Source organism: Cohaesibacter haloalkalitolerans, assembly GCF_003574655.1.
In the GTDB taxonomy this organism is placed as follows: domain Bacteria; phylum Pseudomonadota; class Alphaproteobacteria; order Rhizobiales; family Cohaesibacteraceae; genus Cohaesibacter; species Cohaesibacter haloalkalitolerans.
Map to the genome: position 1 here is coordinate 256,836 of NZ_QNUM01000004.1, position 16,357 is coordinate 273,192.

A 16,357-nucleotide genomic window follows, 5' to 3' on the forward strand; every position below is an offset into this window, starting at 1 on the left:
TCTTGAAATGCGGTTGCGTTGCCAATCAGACAAGTTTCTTGCCAGCGTCTCCGATGGCGTTTGCGATCATGGTTTCGTCCTCGGCTTCATCGGAGAACAGCATGTCGTTGTGTGCCCGCCCCGATGGGATCATCGGGAAGCAGTTTGCCAGCTTGGCGACGCGGCAATCGAAAATGACAGGGCCGTCATAGGCGATCATCTCGTCAATGGCAGCGTCCAGCTTGTCAGGCTTGTCGCAGACAATCCCCTTCGCACCGTAGGCGTCCGCGAGCTTGACAAAGTCCGGCATGGCCTCGACGTAGGAGTTGGACAGGCGGTTGCCATGTAGCAGCTGCTGCCATTGGCGAACCATGCCCAGATGCTCGTTGTTCAGGATCATGATCTTGACCGGCAGATTGTGCTGGATGGCCGTGGCCAGTTCCTGAATATTCATCTGCACCGACCCGTCGCCGGAGATATCGACAACAAGGCTCTCGGGATGGGCTGTCTGAACACCGATGGCGGCAGGGAAGCCATAGCCCATGGTGCCCAGACCACCGGAGGTCATCCAGCGGTGCGGTTCCTCAAAGCCGAGGAACTGGGCAGCCCACATCTGATGCTGTCCGACCTCGGTGGTGATGTAATAGTCCCTGCCCTTCAGCTTTTCGCTAAGGCGCTGCAAGGCATATTGCGGCATGATGACATCTTCATTGGGGCGATAGGCGAGGCAATCGCGCTTTCGCCAGATCTTGATCCGCTCCCACCAGGTAGCCAGATCCTGCTTGTCATTCTTCTTGCCACCGGCCCGCCAGATGCGAACCATGTCTTCCAGAACATGCCCGACATCACCGACGATCCCCAGATCGACCTGAACGATCTTGTTGATCGAGGACGGGTCGATATCGATATGGATCTTCTTGGAATTTGGCGAAAAGGCATCAAGACGCCCGGTGATACGGTCGTCAAAACGCGCCCCGACGCACAGCATGACATCGCATTCATGCATCGCCATGTTGGCTTCATAGGTGCCGTGCATGCCCAACATGCCGAGCCATTCCTTGCCGGAAGCCGGATAGGCACCAAGCCCCATCAGCGTAGAGGTGATCGGGAAACCGGTGAGAGCAACCAGTTCGCGCAACATCTGGCAAGCTTCGGTGCCCGAGTTGATGACGCCGCCACCGGTGTAAAGGATCGGCTTCTTGGCGTTGACCAGCATGTCGACAGCCTTGCGAACCGCATCCAGATCGCCCTTGAGCTGCGGATGATAGGTCTTGTGGCTGACATTGCTCGGACCATGATAGGTGCCTGTCGCAAACTGGACGTCCTTGGGAATGTCGACAACGACCGGACCAGGACGACCGGAGCGGGCAACATAGAAGGCTTCATGCAGAATGCGCGGCAGCTCTTCGACCGAGCGAACCAGATAATTGTGTTTGGTGCATGGACGGGTGATGCCGGAGGTGTCGCATTCCTGGAAGGCATCGGAGCCGATCAGGGAGGTCGGAACCTGACCGGAAATGCAGACGAGAGGAATGGAATCCATCAGTGCATCGGCAAGCGGCGTCACGGCATTGGTCGCACCCGGTCCGGAGGTCACCAGCAGCACGCCGACTTTTCCGGTTGAACGGGCATACCCCTCAGCTGCATGGCCTGCGCCCTGTTCGTGGCGCACGAGAATGTGACGAATATCTTCCTGCTGAAAGATTTCATCATAGATCGGGAGAACAGCGCCCCCAGGATAGCCAAAAATATGGTCCACGCCCTGATCTTTCAGAGCTTGAATAACCATTTCAGCACCTGTCATCTGCCGTGTCATTCATCCATTCCTTAAACCCGAGCCTGCGCACAGCACGTAAGCTCACTTTTCGATTTCGCCACCAGATCGGGTGAGGATCACTCCACCCCGGCAGGCGACACTGGCCCTGACGACCGTCAACCCTCAAAGACTGCCAATATTCCCAGCGTGGTTCCAATTCAGGCAATAAAAAAGGGCCTCTGAAAGGCCCCGGACGCGCACCACCATTTGCAACGGTTACCCAACCATTACAGCAGTGCGCCTACCCACTAGAATCACAAGAATATTTCGCATAACAGCTTTAGACTTTCCGTTCGTTTCGCGAGGCACGTTAGTCCGTCATGCCAGTGAGGTCAACCCGCTTTGAACAGATTTTCCCAAAATGCCAGCAATATTAGACTAGTTTCCCACCTTATATTTTTTCATTTCTATCAAAAAATGGGCAATCGCAGCCTCGGCGCTATCAAAAAGGGGCCAATCAGCCATCTGATTGCGGATCCAGGTCATCTGTCGCTTGGCATAGCGGCGGGTGTCGCGCTTGCACAGGCGGATGGCCTCGTCATAATCCAGCGCCCCCCGATCGTAATCGGCCAGATAGGAAACCCCGATCGCCTTCATCGCCGGCAGGTCAGGATCGATGCCGAGACCGGCCATGTGAACTGCCTCATCGATACCGCCAAGCTCGACCATCTGGTCGAAGCGCTTTTCGATCTTGGCATAGACCAGCTCCCGCGGCGGACAGAGCGCCATCCGGATCGCCCCTTCGGCGATGGCCGGATCATGGCGCAGGGCGTCGCTCTTCTGCCAGTCGAGCAGGGACTTGCCGGTCGCATCAAGGATTTCCAGTGCCCTGAGGATCCGCTGCCCATCGGCAGGCTTCAGCGTGGCGGCCATTGCCGGATCGCGCTCAACCAGAACCGCATGCAGCGCCTCGGGGGCTTCAAGACGATCAAGCTCCGCTTCCCAGAAGACCCGGATGGCCTCCGGCACATCGGGCACCACATTGAGCCCCTCGATCAGAGCCTTGAAATAGAGCCCGGTGCCGCCGACGAGAATGGGACATTGCCCCCCTGCCCGCACATCCCGGATTGCCTCGACAGCATCATCAAGCCAGCGCCCGACCGAGTAGCGCTCGCCGGGGGCAACATAGCCATAGAGCCGATGTTCGATGGCGCCCATTTCCTTGACAGTCGGACGGGCGGAAAGAATGGACAATTGGTCATAGATCTGCATGGAATCTGCGTTGATAATGACACCATCAACGATTTCTGCGAGCCTTAGTGCAAGAGAAGACTTGCCGCTGGCCGTTGGCCCGGCTATCAACACCGCTGACGGGGCCGATGCAATCTGTGTTCCGCTATCCATCACGCCGCTTGCAGCCTCCTGAAAAGAGGTTCCCATTTTTTGGAGGTTTCATGTCCTTCACCCTGACCCTCATCAGCGCCCCGGCCAATCCCGCCGTCGACGCCGACCTTGTGGCCAAAGTCCGTTCCATCGTCTCTGTCGATACAGGCTTTGACTGGCTGATGGAAGGGGTCGCCTGTGATTTTGTCATCCCCAGCCACCCCGATCTCGCCAACCTTCGCGCAGAACTGCACACAGCTCTTTCTCAAAGGCCAGTTGATATCGTGTTGCAGCCAAGCGCCAGACGCAAAAAGAAGCTGCTGCTGGCCGACATGGACTCCACCATGATCCAGCAGGAATGCATTGACGAACTGGCTGACGAGGTTGGACTCAAGGCAAAGGTCTCAGACATCACCGCACGCGCCATGCGTGGCGAGATTGAGTTCGAACCGGCGCTCAAGGAGCGGGTCGGGCTGCTCAAGGGCCTCAGCCTCGACATTGTCGACAAGCTGTTCGCCGAGCGCATCACCTTCACCCCCGGCGGCAAGGCCCTCATCCACACGATGAAGGCGAACGGCGCCTATTGTGCGCTGGTCTCGGGCGGCTTCACCCATTTCACCTCCCGCGTCCGCACGCTCCTTGGCTTCGATGAGGACCGCGCCAACCTGCTGATTGAGGAAGATGGTCGCCTGACCGGCGAAGTCGGCATGCCGATTCTGGGCAAGGACGCCAAGCTGGCACGCCTCAATGACCTGATCCGCGAGCGCGGCCTTGACCGTTCCGAAACCATGGCCGTTGGCGATGGCGCCAATGACCTGCCAATGATCCTCAATTCTGGCGCGGGCGTTGCCCTGCATGCCAAGCCAAAGGTGGCGGCTCAGGCGCAGCATGTCATCAACCACGGCGACCTGACCGGCCTTCTGTTCATTCAGGGCTACAAGGCCGAAGAGTTCGTTCTGGCCTGACAATGCGAACAGCATGATGGACCAGACAATGAAGGGGCCGATTGGCCCCTTTTTCACGAGCTGCCCGCTTGGTCAGTTCTCGCCAGGCCCTGCGCCCGGTTCATCGAACTTCAGCGAAACGAATTCCAGCTCCCCGCCGTCCGGCTTGGCAACCAGCAACAATACTGTTCTCTTGCCTTTTGCGTCTTTGAGACGATCAAGGCGCTCGACCAGATCGTTCGGCGAAGAGACGATTTCCTGATTCATCTCGACAATCACCATGCCCGGCTCGATGCCCTTGAGGTCGGCCTGACTGTCCGGTTCGACGCTGGCCACAACAACCCCTTCCACATCCTCGCCAAGATGATGCTTCTTGCGTTCTGATGGGTTGAGCCGCGTCAGCGCCATGCCAAACAGCGAGGCACCATTGGCCATCGCCATCCGCTTCTTCGCCTCGCCGTGTGTCTGATCGGCCTGTTGGGCCACCGTCACCGAACTCGTCATGATCTGGCCCTTGCGCGCCACTTCCAGCGTGACAGTCTTTCCGGCATCCGTTTCGGCAACCATTCGTGTCAGATCCTTGACCTGCTCGATCCGCTTGCCATCATAGCTCAGAATGACGTCCCCCGATTTGAGCCCCGCCTCGAAAGCGGGCCCTTCCGGATTGACCCAGGTGACCAGAGCGCCACGCACCTCACTGACCCCGAGCCCTTCGGCCAGATCGACGGACAGCTCCTGAATGCGCACACCAAGCCAGCCACGTCGTGCTTCGCCATATTCCTTCAGCTGCCCCACGACACGGGCAACGATGTCAGAGGGAATGGCAAAGCCGAGCCCGATCGACGAGCCAGTGGGAGAAATGATTGCAGTATTCACCCCCACAACATTGCCATACATGTCAAACAGCGGCCCGCCCGAATTGCCTCGGTTGATCGCGGCGTCGGTCTGGATGAAATCGTCATAGGGCCCGCTGTTGATGTTGCGATTACGCGCCGACACGATACCGATGGAAACCGAGCCGCCAAGCCCGAACGGATTGCCGATCGCCATGACCCAGTCGCCGACTCGCAGCGCCTTGGCTCCACCGAAGGAAACTGTGGCAAGCGGTTTGCCTGCCTCGACCTTGAGCAGCGCCAGATCCGTCTTGCTGTCGAAGCCGATGAGATCGGCCCGCAGGCTGGAACCATCGTGAAACTTCACATTGATCCGGTCCGCTTCGGAAATCACGTGATAGTTGGTAACGATCAGTCCCTTGGCATCGATCACGAAACCAGAGCCCAGCGATTGCATGCTGCGTTTGCGATCGGCATCCGGTCCGAGATCCTCGTCAAAATAATCGTCAAAGAATTTCTTGAAGGGCGAGCCGTCCGGCACCTTGGGCATGGGAACAGCCCCTTCGGCGGCGACAAGTGAAATGGTGGAGATATTGACCACGGCAGGGGTCAGGCGTTCGGCAAGATCGGCAACGCTACGCGGCCCCTTGGCGGTTTCATGCATTCCCTCTTCAGGGGCAGGCTCGGCCATCACAGGCGCAGTCAGCGCCATCCCCGCAGTGCAGGCAACCACAATGGCAACAAACCGGCAAAACCCGGCACCGGACAGCCCGAAGGACAGACCATTGAGCAAACGCTTCATGAAACTTTTCCCAAGCCGGCATCGGTCAGCCAGCGACACATCCCGCATCTCTTTCAAGAGACCCCAAACCTATCAGGAAAAAATAAATAAAGCCTCATCGCCAATCAGGCAAGGAGGCTTTCAACTACACCAGATTGGGCTCAGTGGCGAATGAGCCAGACGATCAGCACCCCGATCACCATGGCCACGACACCCCCGATCCGGAGGCTGGTGCCGGGAATGGTCGCGACTTCCAGCATCATGCGCTTCATGCTGCGGGGCATGGCCGCCCACAAGAAGCCTTCGATCACGAAGACCAGCCCGACTGCAGCTAAAAAGTCTGACATAATTCCCTCTTGCGCCTAAATTGGCAAGGTCTGCGCGGCTCATGAAACCGCGCAGACCGTTATTCTGTCCTGATCAATTGGCAGCCGGAGCTTCCGGAGCAGTCACAACAGCCGGGGCCGGAGCAACAGGGACCGGGACTGCGGAGGCCGGGGCAGCAGCGGCAGCTTTTTCCGCTTTCTGCACATCCGCCGCAGGCACCTTGCCAGCATCATTGAAGTAGCTGAAGAACTCACCTTCCGGAGACAGAACCAGTCGGGTGTCACCATTGGTGAGGCTGCTTTCATAAGCCTTCATCGACCGGTAGAACTCGAAGAAGTCCGGGTTCTTGCCATAGGCTGCGGCAAAGATGGCGTTCCGCTGGGCGTCACCAATACCACGCTGGATATCAGAATCCCGGTTGGCATTGGCGATGATGACCGTCGCATTACGATCAGCGATGGAGCGGATCTGCTGGGACAGCTTTTCACCATCAGCGCGGATACCATTGGCTTCCTGCTGACGTTCTGTCTGCATCTGGCGATAGACAGCCTCGGAGTTTTCCTTCGGCAGGTCGGCACGACGAATGCGATAGTCAACCAGTTCAACCCCGAGACGTTCGGTCTTTTCGTTGACGCTCTGGCGGATCAGCTCGACCAGTTCATCGCGCTTGTCGCGCACGATGTCCTTGAAGGTGAACTCGGCAACAACGTCACGCAGGGAGGCTTCCATGAAGCCGTTCAGCTGGCTTTCGAAGTTCGACAGGAACTTGGCCTGACGCTTGAAGAGGATCGGATCCGTGATGCGGTAGCGGGCGAAGGAGTCGATCAGCAGGCGTTTCTTGCCAGAGTCGATGACTTCCCGTTCAGACTGCTCAAGATAGCGAGCCCGTTTGTCCAGATACTCGACGCTCTGGATGAACGGCGTCTTGAAATAGAGGCCCGGCTCAGGCACGGCCCGTTCGATACGGCCGAACTGGGTCACGATAGCCTGTTCGTAAGGATAGACCAGGAAAAGCGAGCCATACAGTAGCACGGCAACAACAGCGGCAACAACCAGACCGATAATGGATTTAACAGACATGATCAGTTCCCCGCTTTCTTGCTAAGTTCATTGAGGGGCAGATAAGGCACGACACCCGTGTCGCCGCCTGCCTTGCCGTCAAGAATGATCTTGTCCGATTTACCCAAAACCCGTTCCATTGTTTCCAGATAAAGACGTTTGCGCGTGATGACAGGTGCCTTTTCATATTCGCCGAGAATCTGCGAGAAGCGCTGCGCCTGACCGTTGGCGTCAGCCACGGTCTGTTCGCGGTAGGCATTGGCCGCTTCCAGAATCTTGGCAGCCTGACCTTCAGCCTCAGGCACAACCTTGTTGGCATAGGCCTGCGCCTCGTTCTGCATGCGCACCTTGTCCGCCTTGGCGGTCTGCACATCGCGGAAGGCATCGATAACTTCTGCCGGTGGCTCCACACCCTGCAACTGCACCTGAATGATGCTGACGCCAGCGTTATACTTGTCGAGCATCTTCTGGGTCAACTCTCGCGCGGCCAACTGAATGGCGACACGGTCGCCGGTCTGCACTTCGTCCATGGTGTTGCGACCAACGATTTCGCGCATGGCCGATTCCACGACCTGCTTGACCGCGATTTCCGGATTGTCGACGTTGAACAGATAGGACTGCGGATCCTTGATGTTCCACTGAACCTTGAAGACCACATCGATGATGTTTTCGTCACCGGTCAGCATCAGGCTTTCTTCAGGCACATGCTGGCTGCGGATCGAGCCGGACCGGTTGGAGAATTCCTTGGTCCCAATGGTCACGTCACGGATCTGGTCAACGTTGACCGTCTCGGCGCGACCGATCGGATAGGGAAGATTGTAGTTCAGACCGGATGTGGACACGGCAACAGGCTGCCCCAGAACCAGCTCGACACCCAGCTCACCTTCCTTGACGGTATAGAAGCCGGTTGCCATCCAGATGGCCAGTGCGCCAAGTGCCAGAAGCCCTGCACCCTTTACCCCGAGCGAGCCGCCACCAGAGCCGCCACCGCCGGGAAAAGCTTTCTTGAGACGTTCCTGTCCCCTGCGGATCATTTCCTCTAGATCTGGCGGATTGGGTCCGGAATTCTGAGGGCCTTGCCCCCATGGACCGCCATTGCGACCACCGCCGCCGCCCCCCCAAGGGCCACCGTTACCACCATTCTGATTGTTCCAAGGCATAATCAATCCTTACGTTAGGAACCCTATATCTGTCATTCAAACCACCCCTCTGCCGGGCAGAGCGCACCCTAGGGGAGAAAAGTTGACTATATTTAAAGTCTTGGCGCGTTTCCACACCTGCCCGCAACAATGAAGCCAACCCGTTGCACGACAAGTCTGAAACGGCTCCTCGCCTGACTATCTTATAAGGGACGAACGGACGAGGTTGCAAACGCGACTTTGGAGACAAGGTGGGGAGTTAGATGCCGAAATTCAAGACTAAACCGGCTCATTTTAGCAAATGGAGTAATATAATAGGATGGAACAACAAGATGCAGGAAAATCAAAATTGTATAGATAAAATTAAGCCGCATGACCGATACGGTTGGCAACTCGCCGATCATAAATAGCGAAAGTCATATTAGCGGAATCGTTAACACCACGATCTGCGGACTTTTCATAAATTTTTTCCCAATCAGAATCCTCAATTGAAGGCAAAAAGGTGTCACCCTCCGGCCTAGCATGCACATGCGTCACATATAGACGGCTAGCAACCCCCCAAAGGGCCCCGTAGATAGCACCACCGCCAATTACAGCAATCTCATCCACACCATCATCATAGGCCTGGCGGCTCGCGGAAGACAATGCATCCTCAATCGAGTTGAGCACAGAAACACCGGACGACAAATACGACGTATCACGTGTCAAAACGTTATTCTTTCTGCCAGGAAGAGGGCGGCCAATAGACTCGAAAGTGCGGCGCCCCATTATCAATGGTTTGCCCCAAGTTAGTTCTTTAAATCGTTTCAAATCGGTTGCAACATGCCAAGGCATATCATTATCCTTGCCGATGACACAATTATCAGCCATTGCAAAATGAAAGACAATTTTGGGATCTAGCATTGCGCTCACCGAGATCGACGAAAAACCAAACAGTCAAACGTACCAATTAGAGTATAGTACAATTCGCTAACGAATTACTCAACACGCCTTAGTGAAAGCAACGTTTGACACACAACGACATATGGAAGCGGATGCCCGCAAATACAACACGCCACTCGAACGTGTTTAGGCGATTCACAGCAAACATGCAAAAAAAAACAAACGCAGGTTTACAACGTTTGGTGCTGAAGCCGTGTATTGGGGAAAACAGTATGAGACGCCGACGTATGGAGAACCTGTACAAAGTATTGTAACGCGACACTTGCCCAAACTACGAGTATGCAACCTCCTCAAACCGCGACCTGAGCGGCGATATGGGGATGCGGATCATAGTCCTTGAGCTCGAAATCCTCGAAGACAAATCCGAAAATATCCCGCTTGTCGGAGTTGAGCGCCATGGTCGGCAAAGGACGTGGCGCGCGCGTCAGCTGCAGGCGGGCCTGTTCAAAATGATTTGAATAGAGATGTGCGTCACCGAGGCTGTGCACAAAGTCACCGAGCTGAAGATCACACACCTGTGCCACCATCATGGTCAGCAAGGCATAGGAGGCGATATTGAACGGAACGCCGAGGAACACATCCGCCGACCGCTGATAGAGCTGGCAGGACAGTCGGCCGTCGGCCACATAGAACTGGAACAGGCAGTGGCAGGGCGGCAGCGCCATCCGGTCGACATCGGCCGGGTTCCACGCCGTCACGATCAGGCGGCGGCTGTCAGGATTGGCCTTGATCTGTGCAATCAACTGGCTGATCTGATCGATCGTGCCGCCGTCCCGCGCTGGCCACGAGCGCCACTGATGGCCATAGACCGGCCCCAGATCGCCATTCGCGTCGGCCCATTCATCCCAGATCCGCACCTTGTGTTCCTTGAGATAACCGATATTGGTATCCCCGGCCAGAAACCACAAAAGCTCGTGAATGATCGAGCGCAGATGCAGCTTCTTGGTGGTCAGCAGCGGAAAGCCCTTGGCTAGATCGAACCGCATCTGATAGCCGAAAACCGACCGCGTACCGGTTCCGGTACGGTCGCCCTTGTCGGTGCCATTGTCCAAGATATGTGCCAACAAATCCAGATAGGTCTGCATGTCGATCCCTTCCGCCAAACCAGCCATTTGATCCGGTGTTACACGATTCTTGCCCGATGGAATATGAAAGAAGCAAGGCGTGCAAGCCGTTTGCCAAACGGCTGGGAAACGACACCGGCCGCTCGCGGACACCGCGCAGATACGACGTCACAGCGTATCCCCGCCACACGCCCCTTCCCACAGGGGAAATGCACATCATGCGGATAGTTCGGATTTCCCACTTTAAATTTGCAGAACGCCACCCTATATTCGCGTTGTCACGCAAGTGACTATGGCAATAAATGGCCTTTGTAATAAGCCTATCGGACCCGGGGGCGGTACCCGGCGCCTCCACCAAAAGCATCGTTTCGCCAACCGGCGGTTCGGGGCGGTGTTTTTGCTGGGGGCGAAATAGGATCGACGAGGGTGTAAAGATCGTGTTTTTGCTCGGCATTGTACCACCGTTATCGGGCTACTTGAGTAGTTGCAAATGACAACTATGCAGGCTCTCGTCTCGCTGCTGCTTAAGCAGTGCGACTAGCCACATAAAGCCCTAGCCGGTATGCTCGGTTAGGCGGGGTTCGGGGGCACCTGGCAACAGAAGCCCTCACCGAACCGCGAGTTTGCGACTGGATAAAGTGGCAACGGTTGATATCTGACTGACAGATACATTTTTCCTAGTAGTTTGCTTGACTTTCATTCTTCGCCTCGGACATTGTGGCGACAAAATTGTTCCAGTTATTGGAGGCTTCATGAGTGAAGACCTGATCAGGTATGACATCCTCGCACAGGATGCCCTGCGTGGCGTAGTGAAAACGGTGCTGACTGAAGTGGCCCGGACAGGCCTTCCCGGCGAGCACCATTTCTACATCACCTTCAATACTCAGGCTCCCGGCGTGCGCATTTCGCCGCGCCTGCTGGAAAAATATCCCGATGACATGACCATTGTCCTGCAGCACCAGTTCTGGGACCTGCAGGCCAACGATCAGGCCATTGAAATCGGCCTGTCCTTCGACGGCATCCCTGAAAAGCTTTATATTCCCTACACCTCGATCATCACCTTCATCGACCCGAGTGTGCATTTCTCGCTGCAGTTTGAAATCGAGATGGACGACGAGGACGAGGATCTGGACGACGAGGAAGGCGATGAAATCCTGACCGTCATGGCTCCGGGTGACGAAGCCTTCACCATGCCGGAAGAGCCGGAAGAGGAAGCATCCGGGGGTAAGACTGCGTCTGAAAAGGGCAAGAAAAAGGCCGACAGCGCCGACAAATCCAAGGCTGACAAGTCCAAGGAAGGGGCAGAGGTCGTATCTCTGGACGCGTTCCGCAAGAAGTGACTGCAGCTATCGCGAAGGCATGAAAGCAAGGTGATTGCGCCATGGGCAACGTCGTGAATCTCAGGCAGGCACGCAAGGCCAAGGGTCGTGCCGAAAAGGAAAAGCAGGCCGAAACCAACCGTGCCCGCTTCGGCAGGACCAAGGCGGACAAGACCAGACAGCAGTTTGAAGCCGATAAGCTGGAACGTCACCTTGACGGGCACAAGCGGGACCTGCCAGAGCTCCGAGCGCCTTCCGGTGAAACCCACGAGAGCGAATGAATGGCGGAGCCATGAAAAAGCATTCCGTGACCATTGCTGGCCATCGCACGTCCATTTCCCTTGAAGATGAATTCTGGCAGGGCCTCAAGGCCCTTGCCGACAGCCGTAACAAGTCTCTGGCCGACATCATTCGCCAGATCGACAAGGAACGCGGCATCAACAACCTGTCCTCAGCCATACGCATTGCCGTTCTGGACTATTACAAGTCACAGATCCCGCAAGAAGACGCCCTCCCCTCACTGTCTGCCAGCCAATAACCCTGTTGTTGGCTTTCAATTGAAACGCACCGGCCAATCGGGGCGGCTCAGTAATTCTGGATGATATAGTCCGAGGACAGGTCCTTGTCCGTAAATGGCAGCGCGATCCCCTGATTAAGCAAAGGTGCCACCCTGTCCCGTGGCAGCACGGGCAGTTTTCCCGGCAGCGGAATGTAGGTTTCTTCCGGAGCGATCGGCTCAAGAGGCAACGGGGTCACGGGAGATGGTGTCACCGGTGTCGGGGTTGCAGGCGTCGCCGTCAGGTCTTCCAACGGCCTGATAACGATCCCGCCAGACTTGATCTCCGGCTCCACAAGGGGCTGGTCACTGCCCTGTTGTTGTTGCAGGGCCTTAAGGCGACGCGCCTCCGCTTCGGCCTTGCGCGCCTCTTCGGCCAGCTTTTCGGCCTGACGTCTGGCAGCTTCCACCTTCTGCGCTTCAGCCTCGGCCCGCTGTTTTGCCTGTTCCGCCTCAAGCGCCTTCTGTTCGGCGGCCTTCCTTGCCGCTTCGGCACGTGCGGCCGCTTCCTGCTCCGCTTTTATCCGTGCAGCAACCGCATCCTGAGCGGCCTTTGCCTCGGCCGCCTTTTTCGCGTCCGCTTCTTCAGCTGCCTGCTGGGCGGCCTTCCGGGCATCGATCACGGCCTGTTCGGCTGCAAGACGCTCGTCTTCGCGATGCTTGGCCTGCTCGCGATAAAGCCGCAGCAGACGCCGCATCCGGTCTTTTTCCAGAATATCGGCCTGCAGCTTTTCGACCCGATCCACCTCGCGTTCGAAAGCGCGGATGGTGAGATAGCCGGTGAACGGCGCCACATCAACCATACGCTTGGGCGCGGCGAGCGGGCCGGAGAAGGACAGGCCGACTTCAGGCTGGGCACCTGTCACCGCATCTTCCTTGGCCGGTTCCACCTTGATCGACCAGTCGCCATCGAGCGTCTGGTTGGACAGATCGATCATCAGATTGCCCCGCGACTTGAGAATTTCAGCATCTGCCTCGATGTTGCTCGCCCGCAAGGCCCCTCCGGCAATGACAAAGGTGCCTTCCATCCGTTTGACATCCGTCGAGCCGGCATCCATGTGGGAGAGGAAGACCTTGCGGATGTCCGTATCCTTGAGGTCCATGCCCGCATCGACCGCCCGCACCACCTGAGCGAAAGCCTGCGGATTGATATAGTTCAGCACCGCGTCGCGCAGTGCAAAGGTGCCCGTGCCGGACAGTCCGGAGATGACCCCGGCCATCGAGCGGCCCTGACTTTCGACATCCAGATTGACATCAACCTGCCCGCGCGCCACGGCTCGCCCATCCCGTTCCCAGATAAGCGGCGCAAGTGCCGCCCCATCGATGCGGACATGGGATTTGAGAACCGCCTCACCCTCGACATTGTCCAGATCAAGCCCGCCACTCACCTTGCCACCCTGTAGCAGCCCATTGAAATCACGCACGGAGAGCCCGGCATCCTGCCAGACAAGGGTGAAGGACGGCTGCTGGAAGATATAGGGGGCGGCCAACTCCAGACTGCGCGCCTTGATTGCCAGATCCAGCTTGATCGGGAGATCCTCAGCCGCAGCAACGGGCGCGATGAACGGTAGATCGGGCCAGCCGCTGCCAACGGAGGTCAGACGCCCTGCACCCACAACCGTCTCGCCAAGCCAGATACCATCCATGTCCCCCAGTTCAACAGATCCCTTGAGCTGGCGACTGTTGGCGATCTGCGTGAGGGCGAGCGTTCCGGACACCGGTTGTTCATCCCATTGCCCCTTGATCCCCTCAAGAGACAGATTGCCCTTTTCAAAAGCAAGAGTTGCCGCCAGCGAAACCGTTAACGCCTCACCGGGATTGCTCAGGGATACGCCGGTCGACATCAGATAGGGGGCAAGATCATCGGTCTTGAAACTGAGGTCACCGCTGGTTTCGATGCCTTGAGCCGAGCCAGCCCCCGGCACAGCTTGCAGGCTGCCCTTGTAATCGAGTGCACCCTCATCGGACTTGAGCGAGGCCGCAACCGTGGCTCCGTCCGACAGTACGCCATCCAGAGACAGCGATGCCGACAGCGCAGGCAGATCGACCAGCCCGTGACCAAGGCCGATCAGACTCAGGAGCTTCTGGCCGTCCGGATTGTCGAGTTTGGCGCTGAGCGAAAGCTTGCCCTTGGCCCAATCATCCAAAGGCCCGTCCAGCGAGCCCTCAAGCGATCCGCGCCCACCGCCAAGCATGCCTCCCAGTTGCACCGTCAGGCCATGATCGGCATTGCCGCCAGCGATGGTGAAGGAAAGGTCCGCAGGTGACATGACATCCTGCTTGCCAGCCAGCCAGTCAGCGACCGGCTGATCGGGCAGCAAGCGCTTGATCAGTGTGGAAAGCCCTTCCAGATCGGCGGCGCTGACCTTGCCGGTAATGCGCCCGTTCGGCTTGCTGGCAAGATCCTTCAGGACACCGCTTGCAGAAATGGTTGCCCCGGCAAAATCATCAACGCTCAGATGGTCAATCTCAACACCGCCTTCCGCCAGATGCAGCTTGGTGCTAAGGGTTTTGCCCTCGAAATCCCCCGCCGACAGGCTGCGAGTTTCGATATCAAGCGCAATATCACGCAAGGGCGCGGCCTTGCCGGTGGAATTGTTGAGCAGAAGCGAGCCGAACCCCATCACGGCGTCGAGATCAATGCGCTCGGCGTCGAGATTGATCGAGAGTGCATCGCCCTTGCCATCGGCGCCCGGCTGACCGGCGTACCAGTCGATATAGCCGGAGGCACGGTCTCCATCCATGAAGATATCGAGATCGGAAATCTGGATCCGGTCCGATTTGACGAGCAACTGCCCGCTCATGTCAAAGGGCTTCAACTGGCCGCTGGTCGGAGCGTCCTTGAGCCACCATTTCGAGAAGGCGGCAGGCTGATCGGAGCGAATCCGCGCCTGCCCCTCAAAGCCGTGATGCTGGCCGCCGCTGTCGATCTGACGCGAGAACAGCCCCGACAGCGAAACCGTCGTCTGTCCCGGCAGATTTGCCGTCAGTTCATCGATCCGCCAGGCCGAGCCGACCAACTCGGCGTCAAACTGCAGATCCCGGATCACGCCACCGCCAAGGATCACACCGGGAACGTCAAAACCGACATGACCGGGAATATCCGGCAGGGGCATGCGGACAAGGGCTTTGGCGAGCCTGGAGACACCCTCCTGAAGATTGATCGGCGCATTCGGGCCCTCGCCCAGCGCCCGGTCAAAATCGAGCTGGCGCGACGACACCACGACATCGAAGCGCGGATTGGCACCGAAATCCACCGTCCCTGCGCCATTGAGGCGATAGGCCTGATCCACGGGCCCGTGTGAGAACTCGAATTTCGGCAAGACCAGTGACGACGCGGTCAGATCGCTGCTGCCGGAGAGCGACCATGGCGTCACCGCCCCCTCGGCCCCTTCAACAGCATTGGAGATTTCGGTCGAGCCGATATAGTGGAAGCGCTGGTCCTCCCCTTCCTTGACATTGCCGTCCATGGCAAGGGAAACCGCGAAATTGGCCGGGGTCAAAAGGCTCTTGACGCGCATGCCTTCCGCGCTGGCAGCCCCCGTTGACAGCATCAGCGAATAGGGCTCGCCATCCATCCGGAAAGAGGTTTCGATCTTGTAGGGACCGATCAGCGAGCGCGCTTCCAGCGCACCATTGAGCCCGGAAATCGCCTTGCTGCGACCGGTGCTCTTGTCGAGGAAATCGATCCGGCCATTTTCGATCCGCACATCATTGAGGCGGATCTTTTCCATGTCGAGATCCCAGAGCTTGCCGCCTTCGCGCCGCCAGTCGAACCGGCCCTCTTCATCCACTTCCAGCTTGAGGGAAGGATTGTTGAGGGTCATGTCCACGACTTCGATCTTGCCCTGCACCAGCGGAAACAGCTCGATCCGCACATCGAAGGCATCGACCGTCAGAATGGGGGATTGCTCGTCAGGGCCCACATGCACGCTCTCGAAATGCAGGCGCGGCATGGGCAGGATCTGCATGTCGGCATCGCCCAGCACATGCACCGGCTGACCGAGGGCCAGCGTGGCCTCCCGCTCGAACGCGGCACGATAGGATGTCCAGTCGACAAACAGAGGCCCGACCAGCGCAATCACCAGCGCCAGCAAGATCGATCCACCAATCGTGAAGTACAGACTATTCAGGACCCCGTCCCCCTGGAGAATAGGCAGCGCACACCGAAGCCACCGACCCCGACAAAAAAAAGCGGTTCGACCGAGCCCTCCCGGCCCGACCGGCTGATAAACACAAAGGAGACCCTGCTGCTAAAACCGCTTGTCCAATCCG

13 protein-coding genes and 1 other RNA gene are annotated in these 16,357 nt (G+C 57.6%); 5 read left to right on the forward strand and 9 right to left on the reverse strand.

The annotated features are described in order from the left end of the window. Window positions 1-25 precede the first annotated feature (25 nt). Complete coding sequence (locus DSL70_RS11820; protein ID WP_245418191.1) at window positions 26-1,795, reverse strand: acetolactate synthase 3 large subunit; 1,770 nt, start codon at window positions 1,793-1,795, stop codon at window positions 26-28. 378 nt (window positions 1,796-2,173) lie between these two features. Further along, window positions 2,174-3,139, reverse strand: coding sequence for a tRNA (adenosine(37)-N6)-dimethylallyltransferase MiaA (miaA, locus tag DSL70_RS11825; protein WP_119308373.1), 966 nt, complete (start codon window positions 3,137-3,139; stop codon window positions 2,174-2,176). A gap of 50 nt (window positions 3,140-3,189) precedes the next feature. On the opposite strand from miaA, the gene serB reads away from it, so the two are divergent. Next, window positions 3,190-4,083: a phosphoserine phosphatase SerB gene (gene serB, locus DSL70_RS11830; RefSeq protein ID WP_119308131.1), complete on the forward strand. Its 894-nt coding sequence runs from the start codon at window positions 3,190-3,192 to the stop codon at window positions 4,081-4,083. Between the two features lie 72 nt (window positions 4,084-4,155). Here serB and DSL70_RS11835 read toward each other — a convergent pair whose 3' ends face one another. The 6 genes from DSL70_RS11835 to DSL70_RS11860 all read right to left on the reverse strand — a co-directional run bounded on the left by DSL70_RS11835 (window position 4,156) and on the right by DSL70_RS11860 (window position 10,228). Continuing rightward, window positions 4,156-5,697: a Do family serine endopeptidase gene (locus DSL70_RS11835; RefSeq protein WP_119308374.1), complete on the reverse strand. Its 1,542-nt coding sequence runs from the start codon at window positions 5,695-5,697 to the stop codon at window positions 4,156-4,158. Window positions 5,698-5,837: 140 nt separating this feature from the next. Then, window positions 5,838-6,023, reverse strand: coding sequence for a DUF2065 domain-containing protein (locus tag DSL70_RS11840; protein ID WP_119308132.1), 186 nt, complete (start codon window positions 6,021-6,023; stop codon window positions 5,838-5,840). A gap of 73 nt (window positions 6,024-6,096) precedes the next feature. Further along, on the reverse strand, window positions 6,097-7,083 hold the full coding sequence (gene hflC / locus DSL70_RS11845) for a protease modulator HflC (RefSeq protein WP_119308133.1): 987 nt from the start codon (window positions 7,081-7,083) through the stop codon (window positions 6,097-6,099). Between the two features lie 2 nt (window positions 7,084-7,085). Next, window positions 7,086-8,222, reverse strand: coding sequence for an FtsH protease activity modulator HflK (gene hflK / locus DSL70_RS11850; RefSeq protein ID WP_119308134.1), 1,137 nt, complete (start codon window positions 8,220-8,222; stop codon window positions 7,086-7,088). Window positions 8,223-8,564: 342 nt separating this feature from the next. Continuing rightward, window positions 8,565-9,104, reverse strand: a complete 540-nt coding sequence (locus DSL70_RS11855) for a dihydrofolate reductase (RefSeq protein WP_119308135.1) — start codon at window positions 9,102-9,104, stop codon at window positions 8,565-8,567. Between the two features lie 329 nt (window positions 9,105-9,433). After that, window positions 9,434-10,228, reverse strand: coding sequence for a thymidylate synthase (locus DSL70_RS11860; protein WP_119308375.1), 795 nt, complete (start codon window positions 10,226-10,228; stop codon window positions 9,434-9,436). Window positions 10,229-10,445: 217 nt separating this feature from the next. On the opposite strand from DSL70_RS11860, the gene ssrA reads away from it, so the two are divergent. From ssrA to DSL70_RS11880, 4 genes are all read left to right on the forward strand, one after another. Further along, window positions 10,446-10,819, forward strand: a transfer-messenger RNA (tmRNA) gene (ssrA, locus tag DSL70_RS11865). A 140-nt stretch (window positions 10,820-10,959) separates the two neighbouring features. Further along, window positions 10,960-11,547, forward strand: a complete 588-nt coding sequence (locus DSL70_RS11870; protein WP_119308136.1) for an SspB family protein — start codon at window positions 10,960-10,962, stop codon at window positions 11,545-11,547. 41 nt (window positions 11,548-11,588) lie between these two features. Next, the gene (locus tag DSL70_RS11875) at window positions 11,589-11,807 is read left to right on the forward strand and encodes a DUF4169 family protein (protein WP_119308137.1); all 219 of its coding nucleotides are present in this window, start codon (window positions 11,589-11,591) and stop codon (window positions 11,805-11,807) included. A gap of 11 nt (window positions 11,808-11,818) precedes the next feature. Next, the gene (locus tag DSL70_RS11880) at window positions 11,819-12,064 is read left to right on the forward strand and encodes a ribbon-helix-helix domain-containing protein (RefSeq protein ID WP_119308376.1); all 246 of its coding nucleotides are present in this window, start codon (window positions 11,819-11,821) and stop codon (window positions 12,062-12,064) included. A gap of 47 nt (window positions 12,065-12,111) precedes the next feature. Here DSL70_RS11880 and DSL70_RS11885 read toward each other — a convergent pair whose 3' ends face one another. After that, window positions 12,112-16,179, reverse strand: coding sequence for an AsmA family protein (locus DSL70_RS11885; RefSeq protein ID WP_119308138.1), 4,068 nt, complete (start codon window positions 16,177-16,179; stop codon window positions 12,112-12,114). Window positions 16,180-16,357: the final 178 nt, after the last annotated feature.